The organism is Parabacteroides sp. KHUB-01 (genome assembly GCF_056640935.1).
This window is the reverse complement of record NZ_CM153256.1, coordinates 1523802-1539642: the sequence shown is the minus strand read 5'-3', so window position 1 is coordinate 1539642 and position 15841 is coordinate 1523802. Positions and strand designations below refer to the sequence as shown.

Annotated in this window: 12 protein-coding genes and 2 tRNA genes; 11 read left to right on the top strand and 3 right to left on the bottom strand. The window is 39.4% G+C overall.

The window, feature by feature from the left end; all coding sequences use genetic code 11:
* Positions 1-18: 18 nt before the first annotated feature.
* The 9 genes from ACYIAR_RS06965 to ACYIAR_RS06925 all read left to right on the top strand — a co-directional run bounded on the left by ACYIAR_RS06965 (position 19) and on the right by ACYIAR_RS06925 (position 8067).
* Complete coding sequence (locus ACYIAR_RS06965) at positions 19-2652, top strand: valine--tRNA ligase (protein WP_480332977.1); 2634 nt, start codon at positions 19-21, stop codon at positions 2650-2652.
* Between the two features lies 1 nt (position 2653).
* Positions 2654-2986, top strand: a complete 333-nt coding sequence (locus ACYIAR_RS06960) for a hypothetical protein (RefSeq protein WP_480332975.1) — start codon at positions 2654-2656, stop codon at positions 2984-2986.
* Positions 2987-3179: 193 nt separating this feature from the next.
* On the top strand, positions 3180-3560 hold the full coding sequence (locus ACYIAR_RS06955; protein WP_480332973.1) for a hypothetical protein: 381 nt from the start codon (positions 3180-3182) through the stop codon (positions 3558-3560).
* 201 nt (positions 3561-3761) lie between these two features.
* Positions 3762-4613, top strand: a complete 852-nt coding sequence (locus ACYIAR_RS06950; RefSeq protein WP_480332971.1) for a sugar phosphate isomerase/epimerase family protein — start codon at positions 3762-3764, stop codon at positions 4611-4613.
* Between the two features lie 65 nt (positions 4614-4678).
* On the top strand, positions 4679-5719 hold the full coding sequence (locus ACYIAR_RS06945; protein ID WP_480332969.1) for a DUF6340 family protein: 1041 nt from the start codon (positions 4679-4681) through the stop codon (positions 5717-5719).
* Positions 5720-5767: 48 nt separating this feature from the next.
* Complete coding sequence (locus ACYIAR_RS06940; RefSeq protein ID WP_480332968.1) at positions 5768-6229, top strand: hypothetical protein; 462 nt, start codon at positions 5768-5770, stop codon at positions 6227-6229.
* Between the two features lie 40 nt (positions 6230-6269).
* A tRNA-Thr gene (locus tag ACYIAR_RS06935) sits at positions 6270-6342 on the top strand.
* Between the two features lie 172 nt (positions 6343-6514).
* Complete coding sequence (locus ACYIAR_RS06930) at positions 6515-6973, top strand: radical SAM-associated putative lipoprotein (RefSeq protein WP_480332966.1); 459 nt, start codon at positions 6515-6517, stop codon at positions 6971-6973.
* On the top strand, positions 6970-8067 hold the full coding sequence (locus ACYIAR_RS06925) for a TIGR04133 family radical SAM/SPASM protein (protein WP_480332964.1): 1098 nt from the start codon (positions 6970-6972) through the stop codon (positions 8065-8067). The genes ACYIAR_RS06930 and ACYIAR_RS06925 overlap by 4 nt, the downstream gene beginning before the upstream one ends.
* Positions 8068-8123: 56 nt before the next feature.
* Here the strand turns inward: ACYIAR_RS06925 and ACYIAR_RS06920 are convergent, their stop codons facing one another.
* The 3 genes from ACYIAR_RS06920 to ACYIAR_RS06910 all read right to left on the bottom strand — a co-directional run bounded on the left by ACYIAR_RS06920 (position 8124) and on the right by ACYIAR_RS06910 (position 11353).
* A complete protein-coding gene (locus ACYIAR_RS06920; protein ID WP_480332962.1) occupies positions 8124-9017 on the bottom strand; it encodes a cation diffusion facilitator family transporter in 894 nt (297 codons plus the stop codon).
* Between the two features lie 139 nt (positions 9018-9156).
* Positions 9157-11034: a beta-N-acetylhexosaminidase gene (locus ACYIAR_RS06915; protein WP_480332960.1), complete on the bottom strand. Its 1878-nt coding sequence runs from the start codon at positions 11032-11034 to the stop codon at positions 9157-9159.
* 246 nt (positions 11035-11280) lie between these two features.
* Positions 11281-11353, bottom strand: a tRNA-Glu gene (locus tag ACYIAR_RS06910).
* A 300-nt stretch (positions 11354-11653) separates the two neighbouring features.
* On the opposite strand from ACYIAR_RS06910, the gene mutA reads away from it, so the two are divergent.
* Positions 11654-13522 carry a methylmalonyl-CoA mutase small subunit gene (gene mutA, locus ACYIAR_RS06905; RefSeq protein WP_480332958.1) on the top strand — a complete coding sequence of 623 codons (1869 nt, stop codon included), beginning with the start codon at positions 11654-11656 and terminating at the stop codon, positions 13520-13522.
* Between the two features lie 72 nt (positions 13523-13594).
* The gene (gene scpA / locus ACYIAR_RS06900; protein WP_480332956.1) at positions 13595-15742 is read left to right on the top strand and encodes a methylmalonyl-CoA mutase; all 2148 of its coding nucleotides are present in this window, start codon (positions 13595-13597) and stop codon (positions 15740-15742) included.
* Positions 15743-15841 lie beyond the last annotated feature (99 nt).

Below are 15841 nucleotides of genomic sequence, written 5' to 3'. Positions count from 1 at the left end.
GAAAAACAGATAAATCAAATGGAATTAGCAAGTAAGTACAATCCCGCAGATGTAGAGGGAAAGTGGTACCAGTATTGGCTGGACAACAAACTATTCAGTTCAAAACCAGACGGCCGTGAACCTTATACAGTCGTTATTCCTCCTCCAAATGTTACAGGTGTGCTTCACATGGGACACATGCTTAACAACACCATTCAGGATATCCTTGTGCGCCGCGCACGTATGAAAGGTAAGAATGCATGCTGGGTTCCTGGAACAGACCACGCATCTATTGCTACAGAAGCAAAGGTCGTAAACCGTTTGGCTCAGCAGGGAATCAAGAAAACAGACTTGACTCGCGAGGAATTCTTGAAACATGCATGGGAATGGACTGACGAACATGGTGGAATCATCCTGAAGCAGCTTCGCAAACTTGGAGCTTCATGCGACTGGGACCGCACAGCTTTCACTATGGACGAAGAACGCAGCGCAAGCGTTATCAAAGTGTTTGTTGACCTTTACAACAAAGGCTTGATTTACCGTGGCGTACGTATGGTGAACTGGGACCCGAAAGCTTTGACTGCTCTTTCTGATGAGGAAGTAATCTACAAGGAAGAACACAGCAAGTTGTTCTATCTTCGCTATAAAGTTGAGGGTGATCCTGAAGGACGTTATGCAGTGGTTGCTACAACTCGTCCGGAAACAATCATGGGTGATACTGCAATGTGTATCAATCCTAACGACCCTAAGAACCAGTGGTTGAAGGGCAAGAAGGTGATTGTTCCTCTTGTAAACCGTGTTATTCCGGTAATCGAGGACGATTATGTAGATATCGAATTCGGTACAGGTTGTTTGAAAGTTACTCCGGCTCACGATGTGAACGACTATATGTTGGGCGAGAAATATAACTTGCCTTCAATTGATATTTTCAACGACAACGGAACTTTGAGCGAAGCAGCAGGTATGTATGTCGGAATGGACCGTTTCGACGTTCGCGAGCAGATTGAAAAAGATCTTGCAGCTGCCGGTTTGTTGGAAAAAGTTGAGGCTTATACAAACAAGGTTGGTTTCTCAGAACGTACAAATGTTGCTATAGAACCGAAACTGTCAATGCAGTGGTTCCTTAAGATGCAGCATTTCGCAGACATGGCTTTGCCACCGGTAATGAACGATGAGTTGAAATTCTATCCTCCAAAGTATAAGAATACATACAAGAACTGGTTGGAAAATATCAAAGACTGGTGTATCAGCCGTCAGTTGTGGTGGGGACACCGCATCCCGGCTTACTTCTTGCCTGAAGGAGGTTTCGTAGTTGCCGAAACAGCTGAGGAAGCATTGAAGCTTGCAAAAGAAAAGACTGGCAATGATTCTTTGAAAGTTGAAGATTTGCGTCAGGACGAAGATTGTTTGGATACATGGTTCTCTTCTTGGTTGTGGCCAATTTCATTGTTCAATGGTATCAATAATCCTGGCAACGAAGAATTGAAATATTATTATCCTACAAGTGACTTGGTGACTGGTCCGGATATTATCTTCTTCTGGGTTGCACGTATGATTATGGCGGGTTACGAATATATGGGTGATATGCCATTCAGAAATGTTTATTTCACTGGTATTGTTCGTGACAAACTCGGACGTAAGATGTCTAAATCATTGGGTAACTCACCTGACCCACTGGATTTGATTGAAAAATATGGTGCTGACGGTGTCCGCATGGGTATGATGTTGTCAGCTCCTGCTGGTAACGATATCTTGTTCGACGACGCATTGTGCGAACAGGGACGTAACTTCAACAACAAGATTTGGAACGCATTCCGTCTGATTAAAGGCTGGTCTGTATCTGAAGAAGTTGCAACTCCTGCTTCTGCTGAACTTGCAGTTAAATGGTTCGAGTCAAAGATAAATGCTGTTACTGCTGAAGTTGACGATTTGTTCAACAAATATCGCTTGAGCGAAGCTTTGATGGCAATCTATAAATTGTTCTGGGACGAGTTCTCAAGCTGGTATCTGGAAATGATCAAACCGGCGTTCGGACAGCCAATCGATAAAATTACTTATGAAAAAACATTAGGCTTCTTTGATACATTATTGAAGTTACTTCATCCGTTTATGCCATTTATTACAGAAGAGTTATGGCAACATATATATGACAGAAAACAAGGAGAAAGTATAATGTTGCAGACTTTGCAATCTGTAAATAATTACGATGAGTTTATTATTAGCAGATTTGAAACTGTAAAAGAGATAATAAAGAATATTAGAGAGATCTATCAAAAATACAATATCAATTGGAAAAATGATGAAAATGCATTATTCGTTGGTTTTAATAACAAGATAGTGGAATTTAAGCCACTAATAGAAAAATTAACAAATGTATTTATCAAAGAAGAAGAAAGTAGCATATGTGCTGATGTCGTATTTATTGTTGAAGGTGTTAAGTATGCTTTAAGTTTAGGTAATAATATCGCTCAACAAGAGTTGGAACGTATGGAGAATGAATTAAACTATAAGCTTGGTTTTGTTGATAGTATAAAGAAAAAACTAAGTAACGAGAAGTTTATAAATAAGGCACCAACTCATGTTGTAGAAATAGAAAGAAAGAAATTGTCTGATGCTGAAAAGACAATTCAATCACTCAGAGAAAGTATAGAACAACTGAAACAAATATTATAATATGAGTTGGGACGAGAAAGATTGGTCTTATACATGGATTACTGGAAAACTTGAAAGATTTGGATTATCAAAAGTGTGGAAAAAAACTTCTGATAGAGAAATCTGTCATACCATATATCTACGTAGTTTAGATGTTCCATGTTTGGCATATCCAAACATCAATAAACTTGATGAGATAGCTAAACTTTTTGGGGTAATGATTAAATATCGCTTTCTCGGAGAGAAAATATATTGTTATGATTATAGATTTTTTGAACCGGTTTTGTGCAGAGAAGAAATGGCTCAAAGAGATCTTGTTCAAGAAGTATATGATATTGTAAGTAAAGATGAATGATTAAATATTTCATCTTTTATTTAATATAGAACAATTATTTGATAAATTAAATTATAAAAATGTCCTGGATAATTTTTTATCTAGGACATTTTGTTCTTATATATTTCTATGTCTAAATAACTATTTTGTTGATGTTATAAATATAAAATCAAGTAGATAAAATAATTGAACGATAAAATATACATAATGTAATATGAGTTGGGATGAAAAAGATTGGTCTTATACTTGGATAACAGGTATGCCTGAGAGGTTTGGAATATTTTCTGAAAGGTTTGATCCTTTTGAAAAAACAACGAAAACTAATTCAGGCGAAATAGAACATTATATCTATTTATATGGTTGGCATGTTCCTTGTATAGTTAATTGCACACTTGGGGCTGAAAAATTAGAAACAATTGCTAGGCTTTTTGGCGTAAAGATTGAACATCGTTTTTGTGGTAGTTATAATCCTCTTCTATGTTATGATTACAGAAGTGAAAAAGCCATATTGACAGAAGAAGAAATAGCTCAAAGGAATTTGGTGAATGAGGTAAAGGCTGTTATAGAAGATGAAAATTCTGAATATAGAATTTAAAACCACATATAGAAAAACATTGTACAAAAGGAATTATTTTTTCAAAATAATTATACAGTTTTAGTTATCTTAAATATGTAGTTGAAGATATGTAAATGTCCTGGACGAAAAAACATTCAGGACATTTTTTGTTATTATATTGCCAGTCTGTTTTTATAAATTGTTATCTTTGGGATGCAGTAAATATAAAATCTAAGTGCAATGGAAAAATCAAGAAGAACTTTTTTTAAACAAAGTCTGTTGGGAGCATTGGCAGTCGGAGGATTGCAAATCCCGAGAGAAGCAGCTGCAGATCCTGTTGTGGCAAAGAAGCCCAAGGCTGTGAATCCTTTCAAATTGGGAATGGCAGGATATACTTTTGTCAATTTCGATTTGGAAACTACTCTTAAAACATTGAAGCGTCTGGATATACATTATTTGTGTATCAAGAATTTCCATCTTCCTTTTGATAGCACAGATGAGCAGATAAAGGCTTTCCATGAAAAATGTGCGTCTTATGGAGTTACGGGTTACGCTGTAGGTCCGATATATATGAAATCGGAAGAGGAAGTTGACAAGTATTTCGAATATGCGAAAAGAGTAGGTGTAAAGACAATTGTGGGTGTGCCAAACTATGAATTACTGCCTTATGTTGATAAAAAGGTGAAAGAATATGATTTCAATTATGCTATTCACCTTCACGGACCAGATATAAAGACTTATCCTGATGCAACAGACGTTTGGGAACATACCAAGGATTTGGACCCGCGCATCGGAATGTGTCTGGATGTCGGTCATGATTTGCGTAACGGATGCGACCCTGTTGCTGATTTCAGGAAATATCACACACGTGTTTTCGACGTGCATATAAAAGATGTTACTGATGCTTCGAAGGCAGGAAAGGGAATCGAGATTGGACGTGGAAAAATTGATTTCCCGGCTCTTATCAAAGTTATGCGCGAAGTAAACTATACAGGAGTTTGCAGCCTGGAATATGAAAAGGATATGAAAGACCCGTTCCTTGGAATTGCTGAATCTATCGGATATTTCAAGGCGGTCTGCGATATAATTTGATGTTGTTAATATGAATTGCCGGAATGTTGTGGATATGATATTCCGGCAAGTATAAAATGTTGAATATGAAAATAAGAAGTATTTGTTTTTTGCTTTTGGGAGCAGTTTGTTCGGCTTGCAGTTCGATGCGTCAGTTTAATGTCGAAACATACAATCCTGCAGATATAACTTATCCGAGAGGAGTTGAGACTGTGTTGATGGTGAATAATGCTGTGGCACAACCTTCTGACGTTGGCTATACTTATATGCTGCATGGAAAATCGCAAGATACTTGCCGTGCCGAAGCAGACAGCGCATTGATAGAGTTTTGCCGTTCGCTCGGAACAACAATTGCAAATGCTTCTTATTTTAAAGATGTCCGATTGCTTGATGAGCCTTACCGACTCGACAGTATATATTTGAGGGAAAGAAAACTGTTGCCTTCGGAAGTAAAACAGCTTTGTGAGCAGAATGGAACAGATGCCATCATATCATTGGAAAAGATTCTTTTCGTTATGGAAAAGAATATAGAAACTGATTTGAGAGTTGGTATGGAACATGGAACCGTGAAGGTAAATATGACAGGAGTGTTGCGTACTTATCTGCCGGAAAAGGAAAGACCTATGGCTTCTGTTGTGTTGCAGGATTCTGTAATGTGGGAAGAATATGCTCCGGATGTGCGTATGTTGAATAATTTGCTGCCACTTCCTGACCAGGCTTTGCGTGTTGCCGCATCTTATATAGCTTCTACAATGTCTGAGCATTTCATTCCTCACTGGTCGGAAAGCGGACGTTGGTATTATCACAACACAGGGGCAAGATGGAAAGAAGCTTCGGCATTTGCTTCTGCAGGTAAATGGGATTTGGCTGAGGAAAAATGGACATTGATAGAGAAGTCAACTTCAGATAAATCAGGAAAAGCAAAGGCTTGTTCAAATCTTGCCTTAGCTTGCGAGATGCAGAGCCGCTTTGATGAAGCTCTTTCCTGGGCAAAGAAATCAGCTTCGTTTTTTGCAGAGTCAGAAGGAGATAAAGGTGAAAACACAGCGCTTCTGAATGCTTATGTCAAAGTTCTTGAGGAACGTATTTTGGCAGATAAGAAACTAAATATTCAAATTGGTGAATAATTTGTATGTTTTTTTATTACTTTTGACAATGATTAAAACATAATAAATATGAGTGAGAATAAAGCAAATGTACAGCCTGTATTAGAGTCGTTCTTTACTTCGGCTCTCAATAAGATAACAAACGGAAAAGAACAGAAAATGTTCAGTGATTTGTTTGTTCAGGTGGATTCAGAAAGCGGCGAAGTTCTGCTTTTTGATGATGAGGAACGCCTTTTGGAAAAAACAATCATATTTGATTGGGTGAATAGTCCTGATGGAGAAGAAGATTTCCAGAAGAAAGTTACACCTATTTTGCGGGCGGTATTTTCTATTCTTGCCACAAAAAATATTTTTGACAGTCCTAACTTTATTAAGCCTTTTTCAGTAAGTCTTACGAATGAAGATTTTCTTGTGCTTGAGGAACTTTTGTTTATTGACGACGACACACTTCGTTTGGACGACCCGCTTCTGAAAGATTTGGATGCAGAATTGGACGAATTTCTTGCAAAATTACTTTCCGATGTTGAATAAAAGTAATAATTTTGCTTTGTTCTAGAATAAAAATTGGTTTGCCGAAATGGCTCAGTTGGTAGAGCAACGCATTCGTAATGCGTGGGTCACGGGTTCGAGTCCCGTTTTCGGCTCAATAAAGATTTGTGTATAATATTGCGGAATATGTTGAGAATATAAATTCGATGCGTGTTCCTTTTTTTGTTATCTTGTTGTTTTGACCAAATTTAATGCGAAAAGCTTGTTGCTGATGATACATCTTATTAATATTGTGTACCTAGGATAAGAACCATAAAAAATAACGTTATGAAAAGAAAATCAAATTGGTTGAAAGTCTTCAACAGTATTTTATCTTCACTATTGGCTTTATTAGGATATACTTCTTGTGATTCATCTGAGGATATTCCTGTAGAATATGGTACTCCTTATGCAAAATATGAAGTAAAAGGAAAAGTAGTCGGTAAAGAAAGTCAGGCTACAATAGAAGGTGCTCGGGTTATTGTGAAGCCTGTTATATCGAATGATGGGGCAGAACAAACTTTTTCATATTACAATGACACGGTTTATACTGACAAAGACGGAAAATATATTTATCAGAAAGAAGTGGAAGCATACGATTATTTACGTGTGGTATGTGAAGATCCATCAGGAACGTATGAGGCCGACTCTACCTTATTAAAGATGAATCCAGAAAATGGTCAGGGTTGGTATCAGGGCAGTGACAGTCAGACTGCAGATTTTGAACTGGATAAAAAAGAGTTATGAAAACATCGGTGGAGCAACTTTCTTTACGTAAACGACTGGCTTTGGAAGTGTTCAGGCAGATGCGCCAGAATCAGAAGAAAATGCATCCGCTTAGGCAGCTTTTCTGGGAGTGTACGCAGCGCTGTAATGTTCACTGCAAACATTGTGGCAGCGATTGTAAAAGTTCGACTGATATGCCCGATATGTCGGCAGCTGACTTTCTGCGTGTAATAGACAGCATAACTCCACATGTAAATCCGCATGAAGTAAGCATCGTTATCACAGGTGGTGAACCTTTGGTACGTAAGGACTTGGAAGAGGTAGGACTGGCGCTTTACCAACGGGAATATCCATGGGGAATGGTGACAAACGGTCTTTATCTGACAGCTTCACGCCTGCAAAGCTTACTGGAAGCCGGTTTGCACTCCATTACTATCAGCTTGGATGGTTTTGCCGATGACCATAATTGGCTGCGTGGACATCCTGAAAGTTATGAACGTGCTATGAATGCCATTCGTATGCTAAGTCCTCAAAATGAAATAATATGGGATGTTGTCACTTGTGTAAATCGCCGGAATTATACCTATTTGAAGCAATTGAAAGATGAACTTTATAAAGCAGGAGTCCGCCGTTGGCGCTTATTTACAATCTTTCCGGTAGGTCGTGCAGCCCGTTATCCTGAGCTCCAATTGGAAGACAGAGACTTTATGGGACTTATGGAATTTATAAAACAAGTACGACTGGAAGGAAAAATAACAGCCAGCTACGGGTGTGAAGGCTTTCTGGGTAATTACGAAGCTGAAGTGCGTGATAGCTTTTATACATGTAACGCAGGAATCAGTGTAGCTTCTGTATTGGCAGACGGTTCTATTTCTGCATGTCCAAGTATCCGTTCTGATTATTCGCAAGGTAATATCTATAAGGATGATTTTATGTATGTTTGGGAACATCGTTTCAAACCATTCCGAGATCGTGCCTGGATGAAGAAAGGACGCTGTGCCTCATGCTCATTCTTTCGTTATTGTGAGGGAAATGGCATGCATTTACACGACAGCAATGGAGACTTACTGTTCTGTCATTTAGAACGTTTGAAAAGAGCAACAGAATGTAAATAACGTGAGTTCGACGAATTATAAATGTGTGTGTCACGGGTTCGAATCCAGTTTTCGGCTCAAAGATGTATTTTGTCTTTACAGTCCACGTCAGGAAGTTCACATTCCACTGTGCAGTGTCTTACTCCTTTATCTGCAAACAGTAGTTTTACCTTTTGTTTTCCTGTTTCATAATCCGAAAGATTATTCAATACAATATGCAGAGTTGCTGCATTTTCTGTAGTGCTTATTGCCCATATATGCAGATGATGCCAGCTTTCAACTTCTTCAATATCACTTAATCCGTTTTCTATTTCTTTTATTGAAACAGACGAAGGAACAGCATCAAGCGAAAGATAAAGGCTTTCTTTAAGTAGCTTGAATGTGGAAATGAATATTATTACTACGATGAACAAACTTATAATAGCATCTATAATATATAAATGTGTGTAAGCTATTATAATTCCCGAAACCACAACTCCGACAGAAACCAAAGTATCCATTAGCATATGGAGATATGCACCTCTTACGTTAAGGTCGTGTTTGTTGTCGCGATTCAAAAGCCATGCCGTAAGCCCATTAATCAGAATGCCGATTCCAGCCGTCCAGCTTATTGCTTCACCTGAAATTACAGACGGATTCTTTAGTTTATAGAAACATTCCAACATAATTGCTCCAACTGCTACAAGAAGGATTATCGCATTAAGTAGAGAAACAAGTATTGTGCTTTTCTTATAACCATAAGTAAAATGTTTGTTGGCCTTTAATCCGGACATTCGGATTGCAATCAGGGCAAGTAACAGACTGAATACGTCGCTTAAGTTGTGCCCTGCATCAGAGAGTAATCCCAACGAGTCATATAAAATACCTACAGTAGCTTCTGTAACAACATAGATGCTGTTCAGCAATATACAGAAAATAAATACACGGTTTAATGTGTAGTTTCTATGATGATGTTCATGTGTATGTGCCATATGTATGTTGATTTTTGTTGGGTAAATTTATGGTAAAAAGGGGATAAAGCAAAAGTAGGAATGTATAAAAATAGGACCGAACCTATGTTAATTTAGATTCGGCCCTATTCGAACTTATAAATACATATAAAAGTCTATCTTATTTCTTCTCCACTATCTTCTTCAATTCCTCAATAGTCAAAGAAATAACCTTCCCGCTTTGTTTTCCGTTAAGATAAGTGACAACTCTTATTCGAGTAGCATCTTTTGGAATGCTCAGAGGTTCTGTATATTTAGGACTGAACTTATCAGGGTCTGTATTGTCGAATGTGTAGAAGATTTCTGATTCGGCGATTTCAGAACCCAATTTAATCATAAGCTTGTCGTTTTCCATATATGGAGTAACAATAGCATTATACATGCTGCGTGCATAATTGATTTGAGCTACGTCGGCACGTTCAAAATGCTGTTCAACGCGAGGCCAGAAATTGTTCCAGTCAGTTTTTGCCGGTCCGCTCCAAAGTACTTCGGCTAAAGCCCAACCACGAGGCCAAAGCATATATTCAGCATGGCGGAATGTTGGTATAGCTTCAGTCCATAAGTTTCCTTGTCCACCCAGAATCATATCTGAAGAAACTCCTTCCGGAACTGGATTGAAACTGTAGCTGTCGCTCAAGCGGCACATTGAATAAGTGACAGGTTCAACAGAAGGTTCGCCCTGATATAAATCCAGATAACAATGTTGAGTTGGAGTCATTATTACATGATGATTAGCTTTAGCTGCTTTTATACCGCCTTCCATACCGCGCCAGCTCATAACAGTTGCTTCCGGAGCAAGTCCGCCTTCAAGGATTTCGTCCCATCCGATAAGCTTTTTGCCTTTTTCTTTCAGCATTGATTCCAGTCTGTGAATACAATAACTCTGGAGTTCTTCTTCATTCTTCAGATTCTCAGCTTTCATGCGAGCCTGACATCTTGGGCATTTATGCCAAAAACCTTTGAAACATTCATCTCCTCCGATATGGATATATTCGTCAGGGAATAAGGCTGCAACTTCTGTGAACACCTTGTCAAGCCATTCAAATGTAGATTCTTTTCCGATACAAAGTGTGTTTTCGTCTTCACCATAAAATTTGTTTCCTACATTTATTGTCTTAGGAGCGTTCATGCATGACAATTCCGGATATGCAACCAACGCTGCAAGGCTGTGGCCAGGAACGTCAATTTCAGGAATAACTCTGATATATCTTTCTTTTGCATAAGCCAGAACTTCTTTTACGTCTTCTTGAGTGTAATATCCGCCGTAAGTAGTAGCTTCACCTTCCTGTTGAGGCTGTCTGCTCCACCAGTCGCCAACACGTTCGGCACGCCATGCTCCTTTTTCAGTCAGTTTTGGAAGAGATTTTATTTCCAGACGCCAGCCTTGATCGTCGCTCAAATGCCAGTGGAAAACATTCATTTTGTATTCTGCCATCTGGTCAATCAGTTTCATCACTTCTTCTTTGGTGAAGAAATGGCGGCTCACGTCGAACATTATACCACGCCAAGGGAATTGAGGTTTGTCGGTGATTTCACCACATTGTACTGTCCATTTGATGTTATCCACCTTTGATGGAGATTTCACTTCTTTTGGCAACATCTGTAAAACTGACTGTACACCATAGAATATACCGGCAGGTTTATATGCCGATATTTCTATACCACCGGAAGTTATTTTCAGTTTGTAACCTTCGTTGCCAAGAGTTTCATCATCGATTAATGAAAATGTAATATCTCCTTTTTCCTTAACATCAAGTTTAAAACCGAAAGCAGGTTCGATTTTGTTGTTCAAAAATTGAGCGATGTTTTTTAGCTCATCATTCTGATCGGTACCAATTATGGTTGATTGGTTTAAGGTGAAATACTGATTTTCGAAAACAGATTCCTGAGGAATTGGAATCAAAGTAGCATTGTTTGCTTCTGAGGTTGATTTGTCTGTACAACTGCTTGCACCCAAAAGTAACCCGGCAAGCGATAGCGATAATATGAATTTTTTCATTATATATATTGTTTGTTTAAGTTCTCGAGTTTTTTTATAGGAAACAAGGCTTCAGGGGCAAGTTGACAAGGTCAAAACAACTGTAACTTTACAATTTATTATCTAAAAACCTTGTTAACTCGTCTCCTTGTCAACTTGTTGTCTGTAAGTTGAGCTTGCGAAACTTGAGTTTTATTATAATCATACAAAACTTGTATGTATAACAAAAAAGCTTCTGATATCAACTATCAGAAGCCTTTTTGTTAGTAGCGCGTCCGGGACTCGAACCCGAGTTTCCGCCGTGAGAGGGCGGCGTCCTAGGCCACTAGACGAAAGCGCCATATCATAATTTGTATATAATGTCCGTTTTTCTTTAGACGTTGCAAATATAGTGATTATTTTAATTAACCAAATATTTTTGCCAGAAAATTATTTATTTTACCTTTGCCACAGTAATAAGAATAAACTCGAGTTCCGTAAAGTTAAACTTGCTTTAAGTAGTCAAGAAGTTTGGAGGACTTTAGATTAATACTTCTTGTTTGCTGGCAAAGCAAAACTTGTTAACTACTTGCTGATTTACTTTCGAAATTTGAAATAATAAAAATAATTACTAATACCAGTATTATAAATAACTATTATTATGGCAGAACAAAAAGAAAAACTTTTCTCTGAATTCGCCCCGGTCTCAACAGAAGAATGGGTTGCGAAGATTACGGCCGACCTTAAAGGCGTTCCGTTTGAGAAAAAGCTTGTTTGGAAAACAGGAGAAGGATTTAATGCAAATCCTTTCTATCGTTTGGAAGATTTGGAAGGTTTGAACACAACAACATCTCTTCCTGGTGAATTCCCATTTGTTAGAGGTACAAAAAAAGACAACAATTGGTATGTTCGCCAGAACATTGAAGTTTCTTGTGTAAAAGCTGCTAACGAAAAAGCATTGGACGTTCTTAACAAAGGTGTAACTTCTTTAGGTTTCATCATTAAGGGCGACGATGTAACTGCTGAAAACATCGCTGCATTGTTGGATGGCATCTGTCCGGAATGTGTTGAATTGAACTTCAACACTTGCTTGTGCAAAGCTGAAAAACTAATCGGCATTTTGGCAGAATATTTCGCTTCAAAAGGCGTTGATGCTTCTAAATGCGTTGGTTCTGTAAACTATGACCCATTCAAAAAACCATTAATCAAAGGCAAAAAGAACGAAAATTGGGTTGAAACTGCATCTGCTGTGCTCAAAGCAGGTAAAGCTCTTCCTAAGTACAAAGTTTTGGCCGTTAATGCATTTGAATTGAACAATGCAGGTGCTTACATTTCTCAGGAATTAGGTTATGCATTGGCTTGGGGTAATGAATTGTTGGCTAAATTGACAGATGCTGGTTTCTCTGTTGATGAAGTCGCTAAAGCTATTAAATTCAACTTCGGTATCAGCTCTAACTACTTCATGGAAATCGCTAAGTTCCGTGCTGCTCGTTGGTTGTGGGCTGAAATCGTTGCAGCTTATAAACCTGCTTGTGACTGTGCTTGTAAAATGGCTGTTCATGCTCAGACTTCACAGTGGAACATGACTGTTTATGATGCACACGTTAACTTGCTTCGTTCTCAGACTGAAGCAATGTCTGCTGCAATTGCAGGTGTTGATTCAATCACAGTTCGTCCATATAACGAAACATTCGAAACTCCGGATGAATTTGCTGAACGTATCGCTCGTAACCAGCAGTTGTTATTGAAGGAAGAATGTCATTTCGACAAAGTTGTTGACCCTGCTGCAGGTTCATACACAGTTGAAGTGTTCACTAACTCAATTGCTGATGTTGCTTGGAAATTGTTCCTTGAAACAGAAGAAAAAGGTGGCTTCGGTGCATTGGCTAATGCTGGTGAAATCCAGGCTGCTGTTAACGCTTCAAACGTTGAACGTCATAAAGCAGTTGCAACTCGTCGTGAAACATTGCTTGGTACTAACCAGTTCCCTAACTTCACAGAAGTTGCTGCTGAAAAGATTAAGAAAGAAGAAGGTGCTTGCTGCTGCGCTGGCGCTGCTCACAATGATTGTGGTTGCGAAGGTGTAACTAAACTTGACTTCTCTCGTGGTGGTTCTGACTTTGAAGCTTTGCGTTTGGCAACAGAAAAGAGCGGTAAGACTCCTAAAGCATTCATGTTGACTATCGGTAACTTGGCAATGCGTTTGGCTCGTTCTCAGTTCTCTTGCAACTTCTTTGCTTGTGCAGGCTACAAGACTATCGATAACTTGGGCTTCGATACAGTTGAAGCTGGTGTTGAAGCAGCTGTAAATGCAGGTGCTGACATCGTAGTTTTGTGCTCAAGCGATGATGAATATGCTGAATTGGCTCCTGCTGCATTCAAGGCTTTGGCTGGTCGTGCTCAGTTCGTAGTAGCTGGTGCTCCTGCTTGCATGGAAGACTTGAAAGCTCAGGGTATTGATCAGTTCATCAATGTCAAGAGCAATGTATTGGAAACATTAAAGGGATTCAATGCTAAACTTGGAATATAATTTTAATTGAAACACAGAGACAATAAGTTTCCATAAACATTTAAGTAATTCTGTGTTTAAATAATTTATACTATGAGACCAAATTTTAAAGATATAGATATTAAAAACGCCGGTTTTGCTGCTACTAACGCAGCTGAATGGGCTAAAGCCAATGGCATCGAAGCCAATTGGAAAACTCCGGAGCACATCGAAGTGAAGCCGGTTTATACAAAAGAAGACTTGGAAGGCATGGAACACTTGAACTTCGTTTCAGGTCTGCCTCCATATTTGCGTGGTCCGTATAGCGCAATGTATCCATTGCGTCCTTGGACAATCCGTCAGTATGCCGGTTTCTCAACAGCTGAAGAATCTAACGCATTCTATCGCCGTAACTTGGCTTCTGGTCAGAAAGGTTTGTCTGTAGCATTCGACTTGGCTACACACCGTGGTTACGATGCTGACAACGAACGTGTTGTTGGTGACGTTGGTAAAGCTGGTGTTTCTATCTGTTCATTGGAAAACATGAAAGTTTTGTTCGACGGTATTCCATTGAACAAGATGTCTGTTTCTATGACAATGAACGGTGCCGTTCTTCCTGTTATGGCATTCTACATTAACGCAGGTTTGGAACAGGGCGCTAAATTGGAAGAAATGGCTGGTACAATCCAGAACGATATCTTGAAAGAGTTCATGGTGCGTAACACATATATCTACCCACCTGAATTCTCAATGCGTATTATCGCTGACATCTTCGAATATACATCACAGAAGATGCCTAAGTTCAACTCAATCTCTATCTCAGGTTACCACATGCAGGAAGCTGGTGCAACAGCTGATATCGAAATGGCTTACACATTGTGCGACGGTTTGGAATATCTTCGTGCTGGTGTTAACGCTGGTATCGACATCGATGCATTTGCTCCACGTTTGTCATTCTTCTGGGCAATCGGTATGAACCACTTCATGGAAATTGCCAAGATGCGTGCTGCTCGTATGTTGTGGGCTAAGATTGTTAAGAGCTTCGGCGCTAAGAATCCTAAATCATTGGCATTGCGTACTCACTCACAGACTTCAGGTTGGTCTTTGACAGAACAGGATCCGTTCAACAACGTTGGCCGTACTTGTATCGAAGCTATGGCTGCTGCTTTGGGTCACACTCAGTCATTGCACACTAACGCATTGGACGAAGCTATCGCGTTGCCAACAGACTTCTCTGCTCGTATCGCTCGTAACACTCAGATCTACATTCAGGAAGAAACTAAGGTCTGCAAACAGATCGACCCATGGGGCGGTTCTTACTATGTAGAATCTTTGACAAACGAATTGGTACACAAAGGTTGGGCTTTGATCCAGGAAATCGAAAGCATGGGTGGTATGGCTAAAGCTATCGAAACAGGTCTTCCTAAGATGCGTATCGAAGAAGCTGCTGCACGTACTCAGGCTCGTATCGACTCTGGTGTTCAGACTATCGTTGGTGTTAACAAATATCGTTTGCCAAAAGAAGATCCAATCGATATCCTTGAAATCGATAACACAGCAGTTCGTAACGAACAGATTGAATTGTTGAAAGAGTTGCGTGCTAACCGTGATGAAGCAGCAGTTCAGGAAGCTTTGGCTGCAATTACTGAATGTGTTAAGACTGGTAAAGGCAACTTGCTTGACTTGGCTGTTAAAGCAGCAGGTTTGCGTGCATCTTTGGGTGAAATCTCTGATGCTTGCGAAGCAGTTGTTGGTCGTTATAAAGCAATCATTAGAACAATTTCAGGCGTGTACTCATCAGAAACTAAAACAGACGCAGACTTCCAGCGTGCTTGCGAGCTTACAGCTGAGTTTGCTAAGAAAGAAGGTCGTCAGCCTCGTATCATGATCGCTAAGATGGGTCAGGACGGTCACGACCGTGGTGCAAAAGTTGTTGCTACAGGTTATGCAGACTGTGGTTTCGACGTAGATATGGGACCATTGTTCCAGACTCCGGCAGAAGCTGCTCGTCAGGCTGTAGAAAACGACGTTCACGTAATGGGTGTTTCTTCTTTGGCTGCAGGTCACAAGACTTTGGTTCCTCAGGTAATCGAAGAATTGAAGAAACTTGGCCGTGAAGATATCATCGTTATCGCTGGTGGTGTAATTCCAGCTCAGGATTATGACTTCTTGTATAAAGCTGGTGTTGCTGCTATCTTTGGTCCTGGTACTTCAGTTTCTAAAGCTGCTTGCCAGATTATGGAAATTTTGTTGGGCGAATAATTCGTTAACAATATATTCTGATATAAATAAAGCCGGGTGGATTGTTTCACCCGGCTTTTGCTTTTGTAAATGAAGCGTACGCATAATGATAAATAATTC

What these genes read in the sequence shown, in the direction of transcription:
- ACYIAR_RS06965 (WP_480332977.1), top strand. Translation starts at nt 19, where the DNA reads ATGGAATTAGCAAGTAAGTACAATCCCGCAGATGTAGAGGGAAAGTGG.
- ACYIAR_RS06960 (WP_480332975.1), top strand. Translation starts at nt 2,654, where the DNA reads ATGAGTTGGGACGAGAAAGATTGGTCTTATACATGGATTACTGGAAAA.
- ACYIAR_RS06955 (WP_480332973.1), top strand. Translation starts at nt 3,180, where the DNA reads ATGAGTTGGGATGAAAAAGATTGGTCTTATACTTGGATAACAGGTATG.
- ACYIAR_RS06950 (WP_480332971.1), top strand. Translation starts at nt 3,762, where the DNA reads ATGGAAAAATCAAGAAGAACTTTTTTTAAACAAAGTCTGTTGGGAGCA.
- ACYIAR_RS06945 (WP_480332969.1), top strand. Translation starts at nt 4,679, where the DNA reads ATGAAAATAAGAAGTATTTGTTTTTTGCTTTTGGGAGCAGTTTGTTCG.
- ACYIAR_RS06940 (WP_480332968.1), top strand. Translation starts at nt 5,768, where the DNA reads ATGAGTGAGAATAAAGCAAATGTACAGCCTGTATTAGAGTCGTTCTTT.
- ACYIAR_RS06930 (WP_480332966.1), top strand. Translation starts at nt 6,515, where the DNA reads ATGAAAAGAAAATCAAATTGGTTGAAAGTCTTCAACAGTATTTTATCT.
- ACYIAR_RS06925 (WP_480332964.1), top strand. Translation starts at nt 6,970, where the DNA reads ATGAAAACATCGGTGGAGCAACTTTCTTTACGTAAACGACTGGCTTTG.
- ACYIAR_RS06920 (WP_480332962.1), bottom strand. Translation starts at nt 9,017, where the DNA reads ATGGCACATACACATGAACATCATCATAGAAACTACACATTAAACCGT.
- ACYIAR_RS06915 (WP_480332960.1), bottom strand. Translation starts at nt 11,034, where the DNA reads ATGAAAAAATTCATATTATCGCTATCGCTTGCCGGGTTACTTTTGGGT.
- mutA (WP_480332958.1), top strand. Translation starts at nt 11,654, where the DNA reads ATGGCAGAACAAAAAGAAAAACTTTTCTCTGAATTCGCCCCGGTCTCA.
- scpA (WP_480332956.1), top strand. Translation starts at nt 13,595, where the DNA reads ATGAGACCAAATTTTAAAGATATAGATATTAAAAACGCCGGTTTTGCT.